Origin of the sequence: Streptomyces sp. NPDC006925 (genome assembly GCF_042869575.1) — a bacterium.
Lineage (GTDB): Bacteria > Actinomycetota > Actinomycetes > Streptomycetales > Streptomycetaceae > Streptomyces.
Window position 1 is genome coordinate 56739 of record NZ_JBIAGB010000022.1, and the last position, 18921, is coordinate 75659.

Consider the following 18921-nt stretch of genomic DNA (forward strand, 5'->3'; position numbering starts at 1 on the left):
GGTGTGCGGAGCGTGATCGAACCCCGTCCGAAGGAGGCCGTGCCCGTGCCCGGTGTCGATGTCGTACTCCCCTGCCTCGACGAGGAAGAGGCGCTGCCCTGGGTGCTGGAGCGGATCCCCCCGGGCTGGCGCGCGATCGTCGTCGACAACGGCTCCACGGACGACTCGGCGGCCACGGCACGCGGACTGGGCGCGACCGTCGTCTCCGAGTCCCGGCGCGGCTTCGGCGCCGCCTGCCACGCGGGGCTGACGGCCGCCGAGGCGGACATCGTCTGCTTCTGCGACTGCGACGCCTCGCTCGACCCCGCCCTCCTGGTGCCGTTCGTGGAGGCGGTGCGGGAGGGCCGCAGCGACCTCGTCCTGGGCCGCAGGCGCCCGCAGACGCGCGGTGCGTGGCCCGCGCACGCCCGCGCGGGCAACCTCGCGCTCTCCCGGATGCTGCACGCGCGCACCGGCGTACGGCTGCACGATCTGGGCCCGCTGCGCGCGGCCCGCCGCGAAGCGCTGCTGGCGCTCGGACTGACGGACCGGCGCAGCGGATACCCACTCCAGATGGTCGTGCGGGCGGCGGACGCCGGGTGGCGCATCGAGGAGCGCGACGTGCCCTACCGCCCGCGCACCGGCAAGTCCAAGGTGACCGGCACCTGGCGGGGCACCTGGCACGCGGTACGCGACATGCGGGCGGTGCTCCAGGAGCCGCCCGTCACCGAACAGGAGGCTGCCCGATGACGACGCCGTCCCGTCCCGCCGAGGGAACCACCCCGGAGGGAGCCACCACATCAGGAGCCGCCCCGGCAGGAGCCACTCCGGAAGGAACCTCCCCGGAGGGAACCACCACCCTGCTCGTCATCGCCAAGGAGCCGCTGCCCGGGCGGGCCAAGACGCGGCTGTGCCCGCCGTGCACCCCGCAGCAGGCGGCCCGGCTGGCTGCGGCCGCGCTCCACGACACGCTGGAAGCCGTGCGAGCCATGCCCGCCGCGCGCCGGATGCTGGTGCTGTCCGGACAGCCCGGCGAGTGGCTGCCGCCCGGGTTCGACGTCGTGCCGCAGTGCTCCGGCGGCCTGGACGAGCGGCTGGCCGCGGCGTTCGCCGCAGCGGGCACCGGCCCGGCGCTGCTCGTGGGGATGGACACCCCGCAGGTGACACCCGCACTGCTGGAACCCGCGCTCGGCCCGGACGGCTGGCGGGAGTGCGACGCCTGGTTCGGGCCCGCGCTGGACGGCGGCTTCTGGACGCTGGGGCTGGCCCGCCCGGATCCCGCACTGCTGCGCGGGGTTCCGATGTCCACGGCCACGACCGGGCAGGCACAACTCGACCGGCTCGCCCAGGAGGGGCTGCGGGTACGCCGACTGCCCGCGCTGCGCGACGTGGACACCGCCGAGGACGCGGTGCGGGTCGCCGCCGAGGCCCCGGGCAGCCGATTCGCGGCCGCCGTGGCGGCGGTACCGGAACTGCGGCCCTACCGCACCGGCATCCCCGCGGGCCGGTCCCCGGAAGAGGCCGCGCCGCACCGGACGGCCGCCCCATGACGGCCACCACACGCGCCACGCCCCCGCACCAGGCGGCACCCGCGGACGCGGCGGCCCCGGCGGGCACCGCTGCGGCACCCGAGAAGAAGGACGCCCCGGGCACCCCGTGGGGCGCCGACCCGTACGCGGACGCGCTCCGCAGCGGCCGCGGCCCGCTCTTCCTGCGGCGCAGCGACGGCTGGCTGCTGCCGCTGGAGGTGGAGCGCTGGTGCGCGAGCGCGGACTCCGCCGACATGTCGGTGCTGCGCCGCTGCGAGGGCGCGGTGCTGGACGTGGGGTGCGGACCCGGCAGGCTGGTGGCGGCCCTCTCCTCGCTCGGCCACCGGGTGCTGGGCATCGACGTGAGCCCGGAGGCGGTCGCCCGCACCGTCGGTCTCGGCGGTACCGCGCTGCACCGCTCGGTCTTCGAACCACTGCCCGGGGAGGGCCGGTGGGGCAGCGTGCTGCTGATGGACGGCAACCTCGGCATCGGCGGCGCCCCCGAGGCGCTGCTGGAGCGCTGCGCCCGGCTCCTGGCGCCGGACGGGCTGCTGCTGGCCGAGACCTCGCCCCTGGACGTGGACGAGCGGGCCCAGGTGCGCATCGACGACGGGCGCGGCGTGCACCACGCGCAGCCCGGCAGCGGCCGGCCGTTCCCCTGGGCCCGGCTGGGCACCGCGGCCCTGCTGCGGTACGCGGCGCCCGCCGGGTGGACGACCGCGGGTCAGTGGGAGTCCGGCGGGCGCTCGTTCGTCGCGCTGCGGCGCCCCTGAGGGGCCGGCTGCCGGTCCCGGCGGCCGCGCAGGGTCCGCGCGGCCAGCCACAGTCCCGAGACGGCGAACAGGCCGAGGGTCAGCCACAGCCAGTGCAGCGCGTAGCCGTTGTTGCCGTCCGGCCGTCCGGTGAGTCCCGCGTACCGGTCGGCCGGTCCGGTGATCAGCGGGAACCAGACCAGCAGCAGCAGGAGGGAGAGCAGGGCCGGGATCCGCAGGTGGTTGACGTACCGTCCGGCGAGCCGGGGCACCCGGTCGGCCAGCGAGTACAGCGGCACCAGCACCAGGTCGTGCAGCAGCGCCGCGCCCACGAACCAGACCGCGACCCCGAGCCAGTCGTCCGCCAGGAAGCGTGCGCCCGCGTATCCGGCGAGCACGAACGAGGCCAGCAGCAGGACGATCTGGAACGGGCTGCCCAGCAGTCGGCGCAGCCCGGCGGCTCCCGGCTGCCGAGCGGCTCCCGGCTCCCGGTCCGCTCCGGGCTCCGGGTCTGCTCCCGGCTTCGGCCCTGCTCCCGGCTCCCGGGCGGCCTCCGCCCCGGCACCCGCCCGGCCGTCCGCCTCGCCGCCCGCGGCGGCTTCCTCGGGGCCGCCGCTCATCGGTCCGCTCCGAACGCCAGCCGCTGCACCCACTTGGTGTTGTGCACCCCGGGCGCGGCCGGAACGATGACGCGCGCCGGGTAGCCGTGGTCGAGGGAGAGATCCTCACCACCCACGCGCAGCGCCAGCAGGGACCGCGGGTCGCGCACCTGGTTGTCCCGCAGCGCGGCGTGCCGGAAGGCGCCGGAGCGTTGCAGGGAGGCGACGAACACCCCGGGCATTCCGTCCCGGGGGTCGAACCCGGCCAACTCCGCCAGGTCGCGCAGCCGCACGCCGCTCCAGTGCTGGTCGGAGGTCGACCAGCCCTCCACGCAGGCGATCGGCAGCGCGGCGGTGTGCTGCGGCATGGCCAACAGATCGGCCCGCGAGAGGCGCTGCGTGCGTCCGCCCGGGCGCTCCAGGGTCAGCCGCCAGCCCGCTCCGGTCTCCGCGTCGGTGACGCCGACGGCGGCAGCCGTCTTGTTGATCTGGAAGGCGTTCGCGCCGGTCCCCGGCTCCGGCCCGCCGTGCGGCGCCAGCAGGGCGGTGCGGCGGGGCAGTCCGTCGAAGTTCTGGCCGACGGTCACCGCCAGCAGCAGCACGGATCCGCCGCCCACCGCAGCGAGCGCGCCGCGCCGCGTCAGGGTCGGCGCCGCCGGACGGGGCGCGACCAGCCCGGTGTCCAGGTCCGGCTCACGTGCTCCCGGATGGGCGCGCTCGGGCGTCCCGCCCGCGGCCCGCCCGCCGGGCCGGTGGTACTCCTCGGGGCCGTCCTGCTCCCCGCCCTCGTCGTACTCCCCGGCGGCGGTCCGCTCCTCCGCTCCGCCGGACTCGTCGGCGGCGGCGCGCTCCTCGGCCTCGGCCTCGCCCGGCCCGGGCTCCTTGGTACCGGCCCGCTCGGCGGCCGCTTCGTACCGGCGGGCCGCGCGCTCCTCACGCCCGGCCCGTCCGGCGCCGCCGGAGGCGAAGTCGCGCGGTGCCCCGTTCCGCAGCGCCTGGAGTGCCTTCGGCAGCCGCAGGACGACGTGCACCACGAAAGCGGAGATGAACACCCAGGCACCGTAGAAGTGCAGCGGGTAGAACGAGCCGGGGAACAGGTAATCGAGCTGGACGTTCAGCAGCCCCGTGACGAACTCGAACAGGACGCCTCCCACGAGCAGGAGCAGCGAGATCCGCTCCAGCGCGTGCGCCGCCGAACGCGCCGGCGGCAGGGTGAACAGCTTGGGGACGACCGACCAGAGCTTCGCCAGCAGCACGGGGACGAGCACCACACCGAGTGTGACGTGCACTCCCTGGGTGAGCCGGTAGAGCCAGTAGGGATCGGTCGGCCAGGCGAACAGGTAGAACCCCAGCAGCCCGCGGTCCGGTGTCCGGTCGTTGGGGGCGGCCAGGTCCGGGTTGTAGGCCGCGTACGACAGCAGCCCGGTGACGAACAGCACGGTGATGCCGAGCAGCAGCACGACGCCGAGCAGCGCCGTCAGCCAGGGGCCGCGCAGCGGGCTGCGCCAGAAGCGGGGATCGGTGGGGAGCCGGGGGGACGGGGGTGGTCGAAGGGTGCGGTGGTCGCCCATGCGGCGACCGTATGCGCACGGACGGCTCCGCGGGGGCCCGGAACCCATGACGAAACGCTGACATCCTCCCCTGGTGGCCCCCGCACGGCCCCGCGCGGCCTAACGTGCCCCTGTGGCTGCCGAACCCTCCTCCACCCGCCCGGACAGCGCCGAGGCCGGATCCGCACCCGGAGCCCCGGACGCGCCCGACCACCAGCAGGGGCGCACAACGCACGCCCCGGGGGCGCGCGCGCCCGGCGGCGCCCGGGCCCCGCACCAGCGCGGGGCCGGCACCGTCCCGCGCACCCGCTCCCGGTGGCGGGGCCCCGGGGCGTGGCCGCGCGGGCTGCGCCCCGACCTGGCCGTCGTGGCGGCGGCCGGGGCACTGGTGACCGCTGCCGTCGTCATCGGCGGCGCCATCGAGCGGGAACACGGCACCCTGCGGGTCCACTGGCCGCCCTACTACGCCCACCTGGAACCGCACGTGGGCCCGGGTACGCCGGCCGCGCTGCTGGTGGCCGGAGCCGTGCTGGGCTACGGGCCCGCGCTGGCCGCACGGCTGCGGTGGCGGCGGCTGCTGCCCGCGGTCTGGCTCGCGTCCATGGCGTGGATCTGGTCGCTGGCGATGGTGGACGGCTGGCACCGGGGCGTGGAGAACCAACTGACGTCCGCCTACGAGTACCTCCAGGAGATCGACCGGTTCGCGGACGCCGGTGCCGCGCTGCGCACCTTCACCGACCACATCCTGCTGCACTCCCCGGACAACTGGGTGCCCCATGTGGCGGGCCACCCGCCCGCCGCGGTGCTCACCTTCGTCGGACTCGACCGGGTGGGGCTCGGCGGCGGCCCGTGGGCCTCCACCTGGGTCATCACCGTCGGCGCGTCCGCCGCGGCCGCCGTCCTGGTGGCCCTGCGCGCGCTCACGGACGAGGAGCACGCCCGCAGCGCGGCACCGTTCCTCGTCCTGGCGCCCACCGCCGTGTGGGTGGGGGTCTCCGCTGACGGCTACTTCACCGCGGTGGCCGCCTGGGCGCTGGCCCTCCTCGCCCTGGCCGCCCGCTCGGGTGCCGGCGCGGTCCGCGCGCCGCGCGCCGTCGCGTTCGCCGCCGGGCTGCTGTTCGGGCTCACCTGCTACCTGTCGTACGGACTGACCCTGTGCGCCCTGCTCGGCCTGACCGTGCTCGCCCTGTCCCGCACCCTGCGGCCCCTGCCATGGGTGCTGGCCGGGGTCGCCGTGGTGGCGGCCGCCTTCACCCTCGCGGGCTTCAACTGGTGGGAGGGCTACCGGCTGCTGACCGAGCGCTACTACGAAGGGGCCGCACGCATCAGGCCGTTCAGCTACTGGGTGTGGGGCAATCTCGCCTGCGCCGTCACCGCTGCCGGACCCGCTGCGGTCGCCGGGGCGCGGCGTGCGCTGGTGTCGACCGCGCGGATCGGGCGGCGGGCCGCCGTACGGCTGCGGGCCCGGCAGCCGGACGGCGAGCTCGCGGCGGCCGGTCCGGACAGCCGGGCACGGCTCGCGGCGGTGGTGGCCGCCGCGGTGCTGACGATCGCCGTCGCCGACCTGTCCGGCATGAGCAAGGCCGAGACCGAGCGGATCTGGCTGCCCTTCCTCACCTGGCTGCTGCCCGCGGCGGCGCTGCTGCCGCGGCGGGGCGCGCGGTACTGGCTGGCGGCGCAGGCGGCGACCGCGCTGGCGGTCAACCACCTGCTGCTGACCGGCTGGTGAGCCCGCGGCCGACCGCTGGCGAGCCGGCGCTGACCGGCCGGCGAGCCGCACCGATTGTCACACCCGTTCCCTAGGCTGGCCGGTCGAGCACTTCCGTTGCGCCGGCCGGCGCGGGTCGCCGGCCGGGAACCTAGGAGAACAAGGATGCCGGCCCAGAACACACCGCTGACGCCCGCCGACAGCCACTCAGTCATCGAAGTGCGCGGAGCGCGCGAGAACAACCTCGCGGACGTCTCCCTCGACCTGCCCAAGCGCAGGCTGACAGTCTTCACCGGAGTCTCCGGGTCGGGGAAGTCCTCGCTCGTCTTCGGAACGGTCGCGGCGGAGTCGCAGCGGCTGATCAACGAGACGTACACGGCGTTCGTCCAGTCGTTCATGCCGAGCCTGGGCCGCCCCGACGTGGACAGCCTGCGCAACCTGAGCGCCGCGATCGTCGTCGACCAGGAGCGGATGGGGGCCAACTCCCGCTCCACCGTGGGCACCGCCACCGACGCCTACACGATGCTGCGGATCCTCTTCAGCCGCCTGGGCACCCCCTACGTCGGCCCCGCGACCGCGTTCAGCTTCAACAGCACCGAGGGCATGTGCGCCGAGTGCGAGGGACTGGGCCGGGCCACGACCGTCGACACCGGGCAGCTCGTCGACACCGGGCTGTCCGTACGCGACGGAGCGATCACCGCACCGGGGTTCGCGGTGGACAGCTGGTTCTGGCAGGTGGTCGTCAACTCCGGATTCTTCGACCCGGACAAGAAGGTGCGCGACTTCACCCCGCAGGAGTGGGACGCACTGCTGTACAAGCCGATGACGAAGGTCAAGGTCGGCACCTCCAATCTCACCTACGAGGGTGTGGTCGCCCGCATCCGGCGCACCTACCTGTCCAAGGACCGGGAGGCACTGCAGTCCCACATACGGGAGTTCGTCGACCGGGCCGTCGTCTACACCGACTGCCCGGCGTGCGGCGGCAGCCGACTCAGCCAGGCGGCGCTCTCGTCCCGGATCGGCGGGCGGAACATCGCCGACTGCGCCGCGATGCAGATCAGCGACCTCGCCCCGTTCGTGCGCGGGCTGGCCGGCACCGCCCCGGACTCCCGGCCGCCGTCCGGGGATGGCCGGGAGTCCGGGGACTCCGGGGACTCCGGGGACTCCGGGGACTCCGGGGACTCCGGGGACTCCGGGGACTCCGGGGACTCCGGGGACTCCGGGGAAGGGGAGCAGCACGCGGCGAGCGGAGGACAGGCCAATGTGGCGCCGCTGCGCGACGCGCTCTGCCAGACGCTCGACTCCCTGGTCGACATCGGACTGGGCTATCTGAGTCTGGACCGCCCGGCCGGGACCCTCTCCGGCGGCGAGGCGCAGCGGGTCAAGATGGTGCGCCACCTCGGCTCCAGCCTCACCGACGTCACCTACGTCTTCGACGAGCCCACCATCGGCCTGCACCCGCACGACATCCAGCGGATGAACGAACTGCTGCTGCTCCTGCGCGACAAGGGCAACACCGTCCTGGTGGTCGAGCACAAGCCGGAGGTCGTCGCCGTCGCCGACCACGTCGTCGACCTCGGTCCCGGCGCGGGCACCGAGGGCGGCCGGATCTGCTACGAGGGTGACGTGCCCGGGCTGCGCGCCTCCGGGACGCTCACCGGCCGCCATCTCCACCACCGCGCCCGGCTGCGCGAGACCGTCCGTGAGCCCAAGGGCGCGGTCCGGATCACCGGAGCGGATCTGCACAACCTCAAGAACGTCGACGTGGACATCCCGCTGGGCGTCCTCACCGTCGTCACGGGCGTGGCGGGGTCCGGCAAGAGCTCCCTGATCCACGGCTACCTCTCCGGGCGGGACGGCGTACGGGTGGCCGACCAGTCCCCCATCCGCGGCTCCCGCCGCAGCAATCCGGCCACCTACACCGGGCTGCTCGGGCCCATCCGCACGGCCTTCGCCAAGGCCAACGGCGTCAAGCCGGCACTGTTCTCGGCCAACTCGGCGGGCGCCTGCCCGAACTGCAACGGCATCGGCCTCGTCTGGACCGATCTGGCGATGATGGCCGGCGTCTCCTCGGTGTGCGAGAAGTGCGAGGGCAAGCGCTTCACCCCGGCGGTGCTGGAGTACACGCTGCGCGGCAAGAACATCAGCGAAGTGCTGGGCATGTCGGTGGCCGAGGCTGCCGCGTTCTTCCCCACCGGGCAGGCCGCCACGATCCTGGGCCGTCTCGGGGACGTCGGCCTGAGCTACCTGCGGCTGGGGCAGCCGCTCAACACGCTGTCCGGCGGCGAGCGCCAGCGGCTGAAGCTGGCCATCCACATGGCGGAGAAGGCCGCGACCTACGTCCTGGACGAGCCGACGACGGGGCTGCACATGGCCGACGTCGACCAACTGCTGGCGCTGCTGGACCGGCTGGTCGAGGACGGCAACTCGGTCGTCGTCATCGAGCACCACCAGGCGGTGATGGCCCACGCGGACTGGATCATCGACCTCGGTCCTGGCGGCGGGCACGACGGCGGGGAGGTGCTGTTCACCGGATCGCCCGCCGAACTCGTCGCCAAGGGCGGCACCCTGACGGCGCTGCACCTGCGCGACTATGTCGGAGCGCAGGCCGCACGGCCCGCCGACTGAGCCGACCTGGGGCGCTCACCCGGCGCTCCGCGCTCCGCGACCGTAGGCGGGGTGCCGGCCAGGTCATCACCGGGACCGGGTCCGGGCGTGTCGGCCAGGCACCAAGGGGGCCGGGTCACCACGAGGGCGAGGTCACCACGAGGGCCGGGCCGACACCCCGCCGTCCAGCACGAGATCGTGCCCGTTGATCCAGCGGGCCCGCGGCGAGGCGAGGAACACGCACGCGTCCCCCACGTCCTCCGCGGTGCCCAGCCGCCCGTCCGGCGCTGCCGCGCGCCAGCGCCGCACGCCCTCGGGCCACTGCTCCTCGATGCCGTCCCGCGCCACCAGCCCGGGCGAGACGGTGTTCACCCGCACCCCGAGCGGCCCGTACTCCAGCGCGGCGGCCCGGGCGTGCGCGACGATCGCGGCCTTGGACGCGGCGTAGTGCGCGTGCCCCGGCGCGGGCTGCGCCGCCTCGACGGAGGCGACGTGCGTGATGCTGCCGGCGCCGCGCTCCGCCAGCAGCGGAGCCGCCGCCTGGGTGCAGCAGAAGACGCTGGAGAGGTTGGTGTCGACGACCGCGCGCCACTCCTCCACGGCCATCCCGGCCAGCTCCCGCACGGGCTGCACCCCCGCGTTGTTGACCAGCGCGCCGAGCCCCGCAGCGCGCCACCCGGCCGCCTCGGCGACCACGGCACGGCAGCCCTCCTGCGTGGTCAGTTCACCGTGCAGGGCCAGCGCTGCGCCGCCGTCCCGCTCGATCGCGGCGACAGTCGCGCGGGCCCCCTCCGGATCACCGCGGTAGTGCACCGCCACCGGTGCGCCCGCCGCCGCGAACCGCAGGGCGATGCCGCGCCCGATGCCGCCGGAGGCGCCCGTCACCAGCACCGTGCGCCCCGCCGCCGCGTTCATCGGGCCAGCTCCCGGATCAGCCCCGCGTGCTCGGGGTACGCGCGGACCAGCGCCTCCGCGTCGCCGTGCTCGTAGTCCGCGTCGGTGTAGCCGGGGGCCATCGTGCAGCCGAACAGCGTCCACGCACCCGCCCGGCCCCGCGGCTCGCCGGGCCCCGGCTCGCCCGGTACCGGCTCGCCCGTGCCGTGCCGGGCGACCCGCGCCCCCATCCAGGTACCGGCGGGCACCGTGAACTGCACATGGTGTCCCGCACCCAGCACGTCGGACCCGAGCACCGGTGTCCGTACCATGCCCTCGGGCCCGAGCAGCAGCAACTCCAGCGGGGAGCCCAGATAGTGGTGCCACACCTCGTCGGAGGGCAGCCGGTGCAGCGCGCAGTAGTCGTCCGGGGCGCCGGTCAGCAGCATCACGATCGCGGAGCCCTCCGGCCGGCCGTCGCCGCGTTCGGGTCCCGCCCACAGCCGTCGGAACCGGCCGCCCTCGCGTGGCAGCGGCTCAAGTCCGTAGTGCGCTGCCAGTGCCTCCGCTGTCGCGCGTGCCTCGTCTCCCGCCTCGCGTCGCATTCCTCAGCCCTGCCCCGGCGGTGCGTCCGCCATGCGCCCTCCATGCGCCCCTCGCGGCTCCGCAGGACTCTGCTGTCACTCGGACGGGTGAGATCGAGGCACTGAGGGGTTCGGTGTCCGCACTCGTGCCTCAGCGGCCCCAGGACATGTTTAGAGTGCACATGTTCGGCCTCGGACCCGGCCGAACGGCCGTACCGCCGGTCGCGTCGCGCGCACGGCCCGATCGGCGCCCACGTCGCTCCACCACCCCCCCTCGCTCCTCGCTCCCGTCTCCCCTTGTCCTGTCGCCGCACCACCCGCCCGATCCGCCCAACCCTCCGTACCGACCGTCAGTGGAAGGGGTCTTCGATGGTCGCCGTTCCGCGCTCCGACACCCCGGGCTCCGCCCGGTTCCGGACCGTACGCGCGAGGGGCGAACTGGACATCGCGACGCTGCCCGAGCTGGAGAGCGACCTGGTCCGGGCCCTCTCGGAGACCGCGCCGCCCCGGGTGGTCCTGGACATGCGGGACGTGACGTTCCTGGACTGCTCAGTGCTCCGCGTCCTGCTGCGGGCCCGCTCGACCGCGCTCGCCCGGGAGGGCTGGCTGGTGCTGCTCTGCGGGCAGCTGCCGGTCGGCAGACTGCTGCGGCGGCTGGAACTGGGCCGGTCCCTGCCCCGGTACCCCTCCGTGGACGCCCTCGACGCGGCCCTGCCTCCCGCCGAAGACCTGCGCTGAGCCCCCGGCCCCCGGCCGGCTTCCGCCGCGGCTCCGGGCCGGAAGAGCCACCGGGCGTCCGGCCACGCACCGCCCCCGCGCACCGCCCTCCGGTGCCCGGACGGCGCCCTGCTCCGAGCGCCACGGAAGCGGGACCACAACGACCACAACGACCAATACTTTTCTTGCTGTACGAGGGCAGACACCGCCCCGCCGCCCGGGCAGCATGTGGGCCTTCCCCCCGTCCCCCCGGACTGCCTCGGAAAGGCGGTGTTCCGCGTGCGCTCGCGCGCCCTGCTCTCCCCCCTGGCCGCCGCGGCGGTCGTGCTGCTCGTACCCCCGCTGATCACTTCCGGCAGCGGCACCTCGGGCGGCACGAACATCCCCGGTCTGCGCTTCATGGTGCCCAACACCCCCGGCGGCGGCTACGACATCACCGCGCGTACGGCGGCCAAGAACGCCGAGGACGCCGGCCTCAACCACAACATCGAGGTCTACAACCTGCCCGGCGCCGGCGGCACCGTCGGCCTCAGCCGGCTCGTCAACGAGCGCGGCAACGGCAAGCTGACGATGTCCATGGGCCTCGGTGTGGTCGGTGCCGTCCACACCAACGACGCACCCTCGACCCTCGCCGACGCGACGCCCGTCGCCCGGCTCACGGAGGAGCCCGACATCGTGGTCGTCGCCAAGAACTCCAAATACAAGACGTTCCGCCAGCTGCTGGCCGACTGGAAGAAGCACCCGGGCGCCATGCCGGTCGGCGGCGGGTCCTCACCAGGCGGCCCCGACCACCTCGCACCGATGCTGATGGCCCGCGCGGCGGGGATCAGGACCCAGGAGGTCAACTACGTGCCGTTCGACGGCGGCGGCGAGCTGCTGGCCTCCGTACTGGGCGGCAAAGTCGCCTTCGGCGTCTCCGGCCTGGGCGAATACCGCGACCAGATCGAATCCGGCGAGCTGCGGCTGCTCGCCGTCACCGGCCCGAAGCGGGCCGAGGGCTTCGACGCGCCCACTCTCAAGGAGTCCGGCGTCGACGTGGAGTTCACCAACTGGCGCGGCATGATGGCGCCGCCCGGACTCTCCGAAGCCCAACGGGACAAACTCGTCCGGTTCCTGCGCGAGTTGCGGCGCTCCGAGCAGTGGCGCAAGTCGCTGCGGACCAACGGCTGGGAAGACGCCTGGCTGCCCGGCGACAAGTACGGCCGCTTCCTCAAGCGCGAGGACGAGCGCGTGAACTCCGTCCTGAAGGAGCTGGGGCAGTGAGCAACGCGAACGGCACCCGACTCCCCCGCCTGCCGCGCAGCCCGCGGGCAGACCGACAGGGCGAGGGAGCACGAACCGGCTCCGGTGCCGCACGGCGCCGCGACTACTCCGAACTCGGTCTGTGCGCCCTGCTGCTGGCCGTCGGCGTCCTCGTGCTGAGCGATGCGCTCACCATGGACACCGTCGCCTCGGCACGCGGCCCGGTCGGCCCCCGCACGGTCCCCCTCGTCGTCGGGACGGCCCTGCTGGTCGTCTCAGTCGTGCTCACCGTCGACGTCCTGCGCGGCACCGCCGAAGACGGTACGGCCGAGGGTGGGGCGACGACGCTCCCGGAGCCCGGGGACGCGGAGACCCCGCACCCGGCGCAGGGGAGCGAGGAAGCCGCGGTACCGGCGCAGGGGAGCCCACGGGCCCCGCAGCCGGACGCGGAGGACAGAACGGACGTCGGCGCGGTCGGCGGGGTCGACCCGGTCGGCGCGGTCGGCGGGGTCGACCCGGTCGGCGCGGTCGGCGCGGAGGACGACGAGCCGGGCGACTGGCGTACCGTCACGCTCCTCGCCGGAGTCTTCCTGGCCTTCGCCGCACTGATCGAGCCGCTCGGCTTCCCCCTCGCCGGCGCCCTGCTCTTCTGGGGCTCGGCCTTCACGCTGGGCAGCCGCCGCCATGCCCTCACCCGCGATCCGCTGATCGCCGCCGGGCTCTCGCTGCTCACCTACACCGTCTTCCACCTCCTCCTCGGCGTCCATCTGCCGGGCGGACCACTGATGGGAGTGATGTGACCATGGATTCCGTCAACTCCCTGATCGACGGCTTCGGCACCGCGCTGACCCCGCTCAACCTGCTGTGGGCCGCCGTGGGCGTGCTGCTGGGCACCGCCATCGGCGTCCTGCCGGGCATCGGTCCCGCGATGGCCGTCGCACTGCTGCTGCCCGTCACCTACGGCCTCGACCCGACCGCCGCGTTCATCATGTTCGCCGGGATCTACTACGGCGGGATGTTCGGCGGCTCGACGACCTCCATCCTGCTCAACACCCCCGGTGAGAGCGCGGCGGTGATCGCCGCCATCGAAGGCAACCCGATGGCCAAGGCCGGACGCGGCTCCCAGGCCCTGGCCGCCGCGGCCGTCGGACACTTCGCGGGCGGCATGATCGGCACCGTCCTCCTCGTCCTGCTCGCCCCGACCGTGGCGAGCCTGGCGGTGGACATCGGCGCCCCCGACTACTTCGCCATCATGGTGATGGCCTTCATCGCCGTCACCTCCGTCCTCGGCTCCTCCCGCGTCCGCGGCTTCGCCTCCCTGCTGATCGGCCTCACCCTGGGGCTGGTCGGCCTGGACCAGATGACCGGCCAGCAGCGGCTGACCTTCGGCAGCCTGCAGCTCTCGGACGGCATCGACGTCGTGATCGTCGCGGTCGGCCTCTTCGCCATCGGCGAGGCCCTGTGGGTCGCCGCGCACCTGCGGCGCGACCCCGGTACCTCCATCCCGGTGGGCCGCCCGTGGCTGGGCCGCGACGAGCTGCGGCGCACCTGGAAGCCGTGGCTGCGCGGACCGCTCATCGGCTTCCCCTTCGGGGCGATCCCGGCAGGCGGCGCGGAGATCCCCACGTTCCTCTCCTACATCACCGAGAAGCGGCTCTCCAAGCACCGCAAGGAATTCGGCAAGGGCGCCGTCGAGGGTGTCGCCGGACCCGAGTCGGCCGCCTCCGCCTCGGCGGCGGGCACGCTCGTCTCGATGCTGACCCTCGGGCTGCCGACGACCGCCGTCGCCGCCGTGATGCTCGCCGCCTTCCAGCAGTACGGCATCCAGCCGGGCCCGCTGCTCTTCGAACGGGAACCCGAACTGGTGTGGGGGCTGATCGCCTCGCTCTTCATCGGGATGGCGATGCTGCTCGTCCTCAACCTGCCGCTGGCGCCCGTCTGGTCCAAGCTGCTGCGCGTCCCGCGCCCCTACTTGTACGCGGGGATCCTCTTCTTCGCGGCGGTCGGTGCCTACGCGGTCGGCGGCCAGGCCGTCGACGTGGTGATCCTCCTCGTCATCGGCCTCCTCGGCCTGCTGATGCGGCGCTACGGGCTGCCGGTGCTCCCCGCGATCATCGGCGTCATCCTCGGCCCCAACGCCGAGCAACAGCTGCGCAGGGCCCTCCAGATCAGCGACGGGAACGTCACGGGGCTGGTCGACACCCCGTTCTCCGTCACCGTCTACGCGGTGATCGCGACCGTCCTGCTGTGGCCCCTGCTGAAGCGTCTGCTGCCGGCACGGCGCGGCGGTCCCGCCCCGTCCGCGGTCGCGGACGGAGAGCGCGCCACCACGAGTGCGGCCGGGACCGGCCAGAAGAACGAGAAGAACGAGAAAGGCGAGAGGAGCGAGAACGACCGGGCCGTGAGCGGAGACTGAGCCCTTCGGCGGCGGTCCTGCCGACCCCCGCGTCCCGTCCCGGTCCCCCCGCCCGGGACGGGACGCGGATTCCGTACGGGGGCGCGATGTCAGTGGGCTGAGCTAGTTTCGCCGGTCATGGACTCGGATTCGCTCTTCCGCCATCTGCGCGACGAGCTCAGCACGTTCCACGGACACCTCGACGGGGACGTGGGCGCACCGATCGCACACTGCGGCACATGGACGCTGCATGATCTGGCCGAACATCTGGGCAGCTCGAATCTGTTCGCGGCGACAGCCGTCACCGAACAGCGGGGTGACCACCCGGCCACTCCGGCTCCCCGCGATCCGTCGGAGCTGCCGAGATGGTTCGAGGACACCTCCCGGACGCTGCTCACAGCCCTGAACACGGACCCGGCCGCCCGTGCCTGGACGTTCCACCCACCGGGCACCGTCGGGTTCTGGCAGCGGCGCCGCGCGCTCGAAACACTCGTACACCGGTGGGACGCGGAGAACGCGCTGGGCGCAGCTCGGCCGCTCGACCCCGAACTCGCCGGCGAAGGGGTGGCGGAGGTCTTCGACACCCTGGCGCCCAGACAGGTGGCACGAGGCCGGACGCATCCGCCGCGGAGCGCCCTGCGCCTGACGGCCACGGACCTCGGCACGTCCTGGACGTACGGTCCCGGGGCTCCCGTCGCCACACTCGCGGGGCCCGCGGATCATCTCCTGCTCCTGCTGTGGGGCCGGTTGCCCCGGACGAGCGCGACAGTCACCTGGCACGGCGACCGCGAGGCCGGCCTGGAGCTGCTCTCCGGCACCCTGACGCCCTGACCCCTGACGCCCTGAAGCCCTGACGCCGGCCTCCTGAGCCGAGCCGGACTGCTCGGGAGGCCCGGGACCTCTTCGGGCCGTCGGCGGATCCGCCGGACGTGCCTCAGCGGCGGGCGTGCCTACCGCGCCCGGTGCGGTTCTGGGGAGCGGACGGATCCTCGGGCGGGGCGGGCGGGCCCTGCGGAGCCGCGCCGTCGTCGTACGGGCCAGGCGCACCGTGCGGGTTCTGCGCCCCCGCGCCCGTGCCGTAGGGGTCCTGGGGAACCTGGGAGGCCCCAGGCGCCGCCCCACCGTACGGAGCACCCTGCGGCGCGCCGCCGCCGGAGGCGCCGTACGGGACCTCGGGCGGAAGCGGACGGCTGCTGCCGTACGCGCCAGGAGCACCGGGAGCACCGGGAGCACCGGGAGGCATCGTCCCGCCGGGTCCGTGGCCGGGCGCCGCCTGGCCGCCCTGGCCCTGGTACGCGCCGTGCCCCTGATACGCGCCATGCCCCTGGTACGGGTCCTGTCCCGGATAGGTGCCCTGGCTCTGGTGGGGCCCCTGGCCGGGACGGCCCTGCCCCGGTCCGCCGGGGGCGCCCGGGTGATTGCCGACGGCACCCGGGTGGTGTCCGGAGGCGCCGTAGGGAGCGCCGGGGGCGCCCGGGGCCGGAGGGTGGTCCTGCGCCTGGACGGGGGAGTTCGGTGCCTCGTCCTCGGCGTCGGCGGCACCGCCCTTGCGGCGGCTGCGCAGGTATTCGATCACGATCGGGAGGACCGACAGCAGCACGATGCCGACGAGGAACGACTCGATGTGCTCGTGCACCAGGTCGATCTGTCCCAGCGCCGCGCCCAGCAGGGTGACGCCCGCGCCCCACAGGGTGCCGCCGATGATGTTGAAGAGGACGAAGGACCGGTACCGCATCCCGCTGACACCGGCGATGATCGGGGTGAACGTCCGCACGATGGGTACGAACCGGGCCAGCACCAGCGACTTCGGGCCGTGCTTCTCGAAGAACTCGTGCGCCTTCTCGACGTTCTCCTGCTTGAAGAACCGCGAGTCGGGCCGCTTGAAGAGCGTCGGCCCCACCTTCTTGCCGAACAGATACCCGGCCTGGTCGCCCAGCACTGCGGCGAGCACGATCAGCAGACACATCAGCCACAGCGGCATGTGGAGCTGGTCGGTGACGATCAGGAGCCCCGTGGTGAACAGGAGCGAGTCGCCGGGCAGGAAGAAGCCGATGAGCAGACCCGACTCCGCGAAGACGATCGCCAGGATCCCGACCGGGCCGAAGGTCTGGATCAGGAAGTCCGGATCCAGCCAGCTGGGTCCTAGTGCGAGGTTGGTCACGGAAGGCTCCTGATCAGGGGCGCGGGGCGGGGTGTCTCCCGGCCGGTGGGCCGGTGGGCGGCGCGGAGAAACGGCACACGGGCGGTATCGGACGCTACACGCTACCAACGCGGGCCCCCGCCCCCCGCGTTCCCGGCTCCGTTCCCGGGCCCGGGAACCGGAGCCGTAGGCCCGGGGCTCGCAACCGGGAACCGGTCCCCAGCCTCCGCAGCCCGCAGCCCGCCCCCGGTAGCCGACCCCGCCCCGCAACCGGGAGCCGGGACGGGAGCCGGAGCGGGCCGCTTTCCCGGCGGACGACGCGGCGGTACACGCACAGGCGTTCCCTCCAGGCCCGGCGGCCACTAACTTCCCTCTCACCGAGTCCGCGCGTCCGGATCCCGGACGCGCGGACATGGAGCACCAGAGAGCACCACACGTCGAACAGCCGTTCCCCGAAAGGACCACGACTGTGTCCGTACCGCTCCGCTCCCCCCGCTCCTCGCGCGCGCTGCGCCGGAGATCCGTGGCAGCGCTGGCCGCGACCGCGCTGGCCACCCCGCTGCTGCTGATCTCGTCCCCCGCAGCCGCGGAGCAGTCCGCCGCCGACCGGAAGCCGCCCCGGCAGTCCGCGAAGAAGGGCGACAAGCTGGCCAGGAAACTGGTCCGGCGCACCAGCGGGCACGGTGCCCGCAAGCACCTGGCGGCTCTCAGCGCCATCGCCCGCTTCAGTGACGGCAACCGCGGCGCCGGCTCCGCGGGCCACGACCGCTCGGCGCGCTACGCGGGCGCCCTGCTCAAGGCGGCCGGCTACAAGGTCACCTATCAGAAGTTCGAGTTCACCTTCCGCGAGACTCTCGCCGAGAAACTCTCCGTGCTCGGCCCGAACCGGCGCGACGTCCCGATCACGCTGATGACCTACACGAAGAGCACCCCCGAGGGCGGTATCGAGGCCCCGGTCACGGTGGTGCCGGTCGACGCAGACGGCACCACGGGCTGCGAGGCCGGCGACTACGCACAGGGCGCGTTCGACGGCAGGATCGCGCTGATCAAGCGGGGCGGCTGCACGTTCGCGCAGAAGCAGGCGACCGCCGCCGACGCGGGCGCGGTCGGCGCGGTGGTCTACAACAACACGGACGGCGCGCTCAACGGCACCCTCGGCAGCCCGGACGCCGCCCGCATCCCCACGGGCGGCATCACCCTGGCCGACGGTGAGGCGCTCGCCGAGCAGGCAGCCGACGGCGACGTCACCGTCAACCTGGAGGTGCGCGAGCACCAGGAGCAGCGCACCACGCAGAACGTCCTCGCGGAGACCCGCGGCGGCGACCCGGACAACACGGTGATGCTCGGCGCCCACCTCGACTCCGTCCCCGAGGGCCCCGGCATCAACGACAACGGCTCCGGTTCGGCGGGCGTCCTGGAGACCGCCCTCCAGCTGGCCAGGGCCGACCACAAGGGCAAGCACGCGAACAAGGTCCGCTTCGCGCTGTGGAGCGCCGAGGAGCTGGGCCTGCTCGGAGCCGAGCACTATGTGTCGGAGCTGTCGGCCGCCGAGCGCGGGAAGATCTCGCTGTATCTGAACTTCGACATGATCGCGAGCCCCAACTACGGAATGTTCGCGTACGACGGGGATGACTCCGACGGCACGGGCGCGGGCCCCGGTCCGGAGGGCTCGGCGGTGCTGGAGAAGGACCTGGTGGACTTCCTGGCCACCCGTGGGACGGAGACCCGCGGCACCGACTTCACCGGCCGCTCCGACTACGGTCCGTTCATCGAGGCGGGCATTCCCTCGGGCGGCACGTTCACCGGCGCCGAGGGGATCAAGACCGCCGAGCAGCAGAAACTGTGGGGCGGCACGGCGGGAGAGGCCTACGACGGCTGCTACCACCAGGCATGCGACACCCTGGGGAACATCGACCCCCGCGCCTTCGACCTGAACGTCAAGGCCATCGCCAACGCCGTCGGCCACTACGCGTGGGACACCAGTGCGCTGCCGCGCGGCACCGACCGCCCGGCAGCCCAGCGTCTGGCCGCCACGGAGTCGGCCGACGGCGCCCCGTCCGTGGCCGGCAAGCCGGTCATGGGCCCGTACAAGGGCGCCCGCCTGGTCCGCTGACCCGGTCCCCGGCGGTCCGCGTGCGGCGCCGGGCGCCCGGCGCCGCATGTCCGGTGTCCGCGCAGCCGCCGCGGGGGGGGGGGGGGGGGGGGGGGGGGGGGGGGGGCCGGCGGCCCGCCCCCCCCCCCCCCCC

16 protein-coding genes are annotated in these 18921 nt (G+C 74.1%); 11 read left to right on the top strand and 5 right to left on the bottom strand.

Annotated elements, in window-relative coordinates; all coding sequences use genetic code 11:
- Positions 1-12: 12 nt before the first annotated feature.
- The 3 genes from ACFYNS_RS24865 to ACFYNS_RS24875 are packed head-to-tail and all read left to right on the top strand — an operon-like array spanning position 13 to position 2281.
- On the top strand, positions 13-729 hold the full coding sequence (locus ACFYNS_RS24865; protein ID WP_388605150.1) for a glycosyltransferase family 2 protein: 717 nt from the start codon (positions 13-15) through the stop codon (positions 727-729).
- Positions 726-1529, top strand: a complete 804-nt coding sequence (locus ACFYNS_RS24870) for a DUF2064 domain-containing protein (protein WP_360303201.1) — start codon at positions 726-728, stop codon at positions 1527-1529. Before ACFYNS_RS24865 ends, ACFYNS_RS24870 begins: the two co-directional genes overlap by 4 nt.
- The gene (locus tag ACFYNS_RS24875) at positions 1526-2281 is read left to right on the top strand and encodes a class I SAM-dependent methyltransferase (RefSeq protein WP_360303202.1); all 756 of its coding nucleotides are present in this window, start codon (positions 1526-1528) and stop codon (positions 2279-2281) included. Before ACFYNS_RS24870 ends, ACFYNS_RS24875 begins: the two co-directional genes overlap by 4 nt.
- On the opposite strand, the gene ACFYNS_RS24880 is transcribed toward ACFYNS_RS24875, so the two are convergent.
- Together ACFYNS_RS24880 and ACFYNS_RS24885 are read right to left on the bottom strand one after the other, a co-directional pair.
- On the bottom strand, positions 2233-2880 hold the full coding sequence (locus tag ACFYNS_RS24880; protein ID WP_388605152.1) for a hypothetical protein: 648 nt from the start codon (positions 2878-2880) through the stop codon (positions 2233-2235). The genes ACFYNS_RS24875 and ACFYNS_RS24880 overlap by 49 nt on opposite strands.
- Positions 2877-4430, bottom strand: coding sequence for a molybdopterin-dependent oxidoreductase (locus ACFYNS_RS24885; RefSeq protein WP_388605153.1), 1554 nt, complete (start codon positions 4428-4430; stop codon positions 2877-2879). Before ACFYNS_RS24885 ends, ACFYNS_RS24880 begins: the two co-directional genes overlap by 4 nt.
- Before the next feature lie 112 nt (positions 4431-4542).
- Between ACFYNS_RS24885 and ACFYNS_RS24890 the strand changes: the two genes are divergently transcribed.
- Together ACFYNS_RS24890 and ACFYNS_RS24895 are read left to right on the top strand one after the other, a co-directional pair.
- Positions 4543-6138 (top strand): hypothetical protein, encoded by a 1596-nt coding sequence (locus ACFYNS_RS24890; RefSeq protein ID WP_388605154.1) that lies wholly within the window; start codon positions 4543-4545, stop codon positions 6136-6138.
- A gap of 144 nt (positions 6139-6282) precedes the next feature.
- Positions 6283-8745 carry an ATP-binding cassette domain-containing protein gene (locus ACFYNS_RS24895; RefSeq protein ID WP_388605155.1) on the top strand — a complete coding sequence of 821 codons (2463 nt, stop codon included), beginning with the start codon at positions 6283-6285 and terminating at the stop codon, positions 8743-8745.
- A 132-nt stretch (positions 8746-8877) separates the two neighbouring features.
- On the opposite strand, the gene ACFYNS_RS24900 is transcribed toward ACFYNS_RS24895, so the two are convergent.
- Together ACFYNS_RS24900 and ACFYNS_RS24905 are read right to left on the bottom strand one after the other, a co-directional pair.
- Positions 8878-9639, bottom strand: a complete 762-nt coding sequence (locus tag ACFYNS_RS24900; protein ID WP_388605156.1) for an SDR family NAD(P)-dependent oxidoreductase — start codon at positions 9637-9639, stop codon at positions 8878-8880.
- Positions 9636-10202, bottom strand: coding sequence for a cupin domain-containing protein (locus ACFYNS_RS24905; RefSeq protein ID WP_388605158.1), 567 nt, complete (start codon positions 10200-10202; stop codon positions 9636-9638). The genes ACFYNS_RS24900 and ACFYNS_RS24905 overlap by 4 nt, the downstream gene beginning before the upstream one ends.
- A 348-nt stretch (positions 10203-10550) precedes the next feature.
- Between ACFYNS_RS24905 and ACFYNS_RS24910 the strand changes: the two genes are divergently transcribed.
- From ACFYNS_RS24910 to ACFYNS_RS24930, 5 genes are all read left to right on the top strand, one after another.
- Positions 10551-10919, top strand: coding sequence for an anti-sigma factor antagonist (locus ACFYNS_RS24910; RefSeq protein ID WP_360301210.1), 369 nt, complete (start codon positions 10551-10553; stop codon positions 10917-10919).
- Positions 10920-11177: 258 nt separating this feature from the next.
- On the top strand, positions 11178-12161 hold the full coding sequence (locus tag ACFYNS_RS24915) for a tripartite tricarboxylate transporter substrate binding protein (RefSeq protein WP_360301208.1): 984 nt from the start codon (positions 11178-11180) through the stop codon (positions 12159-12161).
- 173 nt (positions 12162-12334) lie between these two features.
- Positions 12335-12940: a tripartite tricarboxylate transporter TctB family protein gene (locus ACFYNS_RS24920; protein WP_388605203.1), complete on the top strand. Its 606-nt coding sequence runs from the start codon at positions 12335-12337 to the stop codon at positions 12938-12940.
- A gap of 2 nt (positions 12941-12942) precedes the next feature.
- Positions 12943-14556 (top strand): tripartite tricarboxylate transporter permease, encoded by a 1614-nt coding sequence (locus tag ACFYNS_RS24925; RefSeq protein ID WP_360301221.1) that lies wholly within the window; start codon positions 12943-12945, stop codon positions 14554-14556.
- Between the two features lie 117 nt (positions 14557-14673).
- Entirely contained in the window at positions 14674-15366 is a 693-nt protein-coding gene (locus ACFYNS_RS24930; RefSeq protein ID WP_388605161.1) for a maleylpyruvate isomerase family mycothiol-dependent enzyme, read from the top strand.
- A gap of 103 nt (positions 15367-15469) precedes the next feature.
- Here the strand turns inward: ACFYNS_RS24930 and ACFYNS_RS24935 are convergent, their stop codons facing one another.
- Positions 15470-16696: a DedA family protein gene (locus ACFYNS_RS24935; RefSeq protein ID WP_360301199.1), complete on the bottom strand. Its 1227-nt coding sequence runs from the start codon at positions 16694-16696 to the stop codon at positions 15470-15472.
- Positions 16697-17144: 448 nt separating this feature from the next.
- Between ACFYNS_RS24935 and ACFYNS_RS24940 the strand changes: the two genes are divergently transcribed.
- Positions 17145-18788 (top strand): M28 family metallopeptidase, encoded by a 1644-nt coding sequence (locus ACFYNS_RS24940; protein WP_388605163.1) that lies wholly within the window; start codon positions 17145-17147, stop codon positions 18786-18788.
- Positions 18789-18921: the final 133 nt, after the last annotated feature.

Bases quoted from the DNA above. Each gene is read 5' to 3' on its own strand.
- ACFYNS_RS24925 (WP_360301221.1), top strand. From the start codon at position 12,943: ATGGATTCCGTCAACTCCCTGATCGACGGCTTCGGCACCGCGCTGACC.
- ACFYNS_RS24875 (WP_360303202.1), top strand. From the start codon at position 1,526: ATGACGGCCACCACACGCGCCACGCCCCCGCACCAGGCGGCACCCGCG.
- ACFYNS_RS24880 (WP_388605152.1), bottom strand. From the start codon at position 2,880: ATGAGCGGCGGCCCCGAGGAAGCCGCCGCGGGCGGCGAGGCGGACGGC.
- ACFYNS_RS24885 (WP_388605153.1), bottom strand. From the start codon at position 4,430: ATGGGCGACCACCGCACCCTTCGACCACCCCCGTCCCCCCGGCTCCCC.
- ACFYNS_RS24910 (WP_360301210.1), top strand. From the start codon at position 10,551: ATGGTCGCCGTTCCGCGCTCCGACACCCCGGGCTCCGCCCGGTTCCGG.
- ACFYNS_RS24905 (WP_388605158.1), bottom strand. From the start codon at position 10,202: ATGCGACGCGAGGCGGGAGACGAGGCACGCGCGACAGCGGAGGCACTG.
- ACFYNS_RS24900 (WP_388605156.1), bottom strand. From the start codon at position 9,639: ATGAACGCGGCGGCGGGGCGCACGGTGCTGGTGACGGGCGCCTCCGGC.
- ACFYNS_RS24930 (WP_388605161.1), top strand. From the start codon at position 14,674: ATGGACTCGGATTCGCTCTTCCGCCATCTGCGCGACGAGCTCAGCACG.
- ACFYNS_RS24895 (WP_388605155.1), top strand. From the start codon at position 6,283: ATGCCGGCCCAGAACACACCGCTGACGCCCGCCGACAGCCACTCAGTC.
- ACFYNS_RS24870 (WP_360303201.1), top strand. From the start codon at position 726: ATGACGACGCCGTCCCGTCCCGCCGAGGGAACCACCCCGGAGGGAGCC.
- ACFYNS_RS24920 (WP_388605203.1), top strand. From the start codon at position 12,335: ATGGACACCGTCGCCTCGGCACGCGGCCCGGTCGGCCCCCGCACGGTC.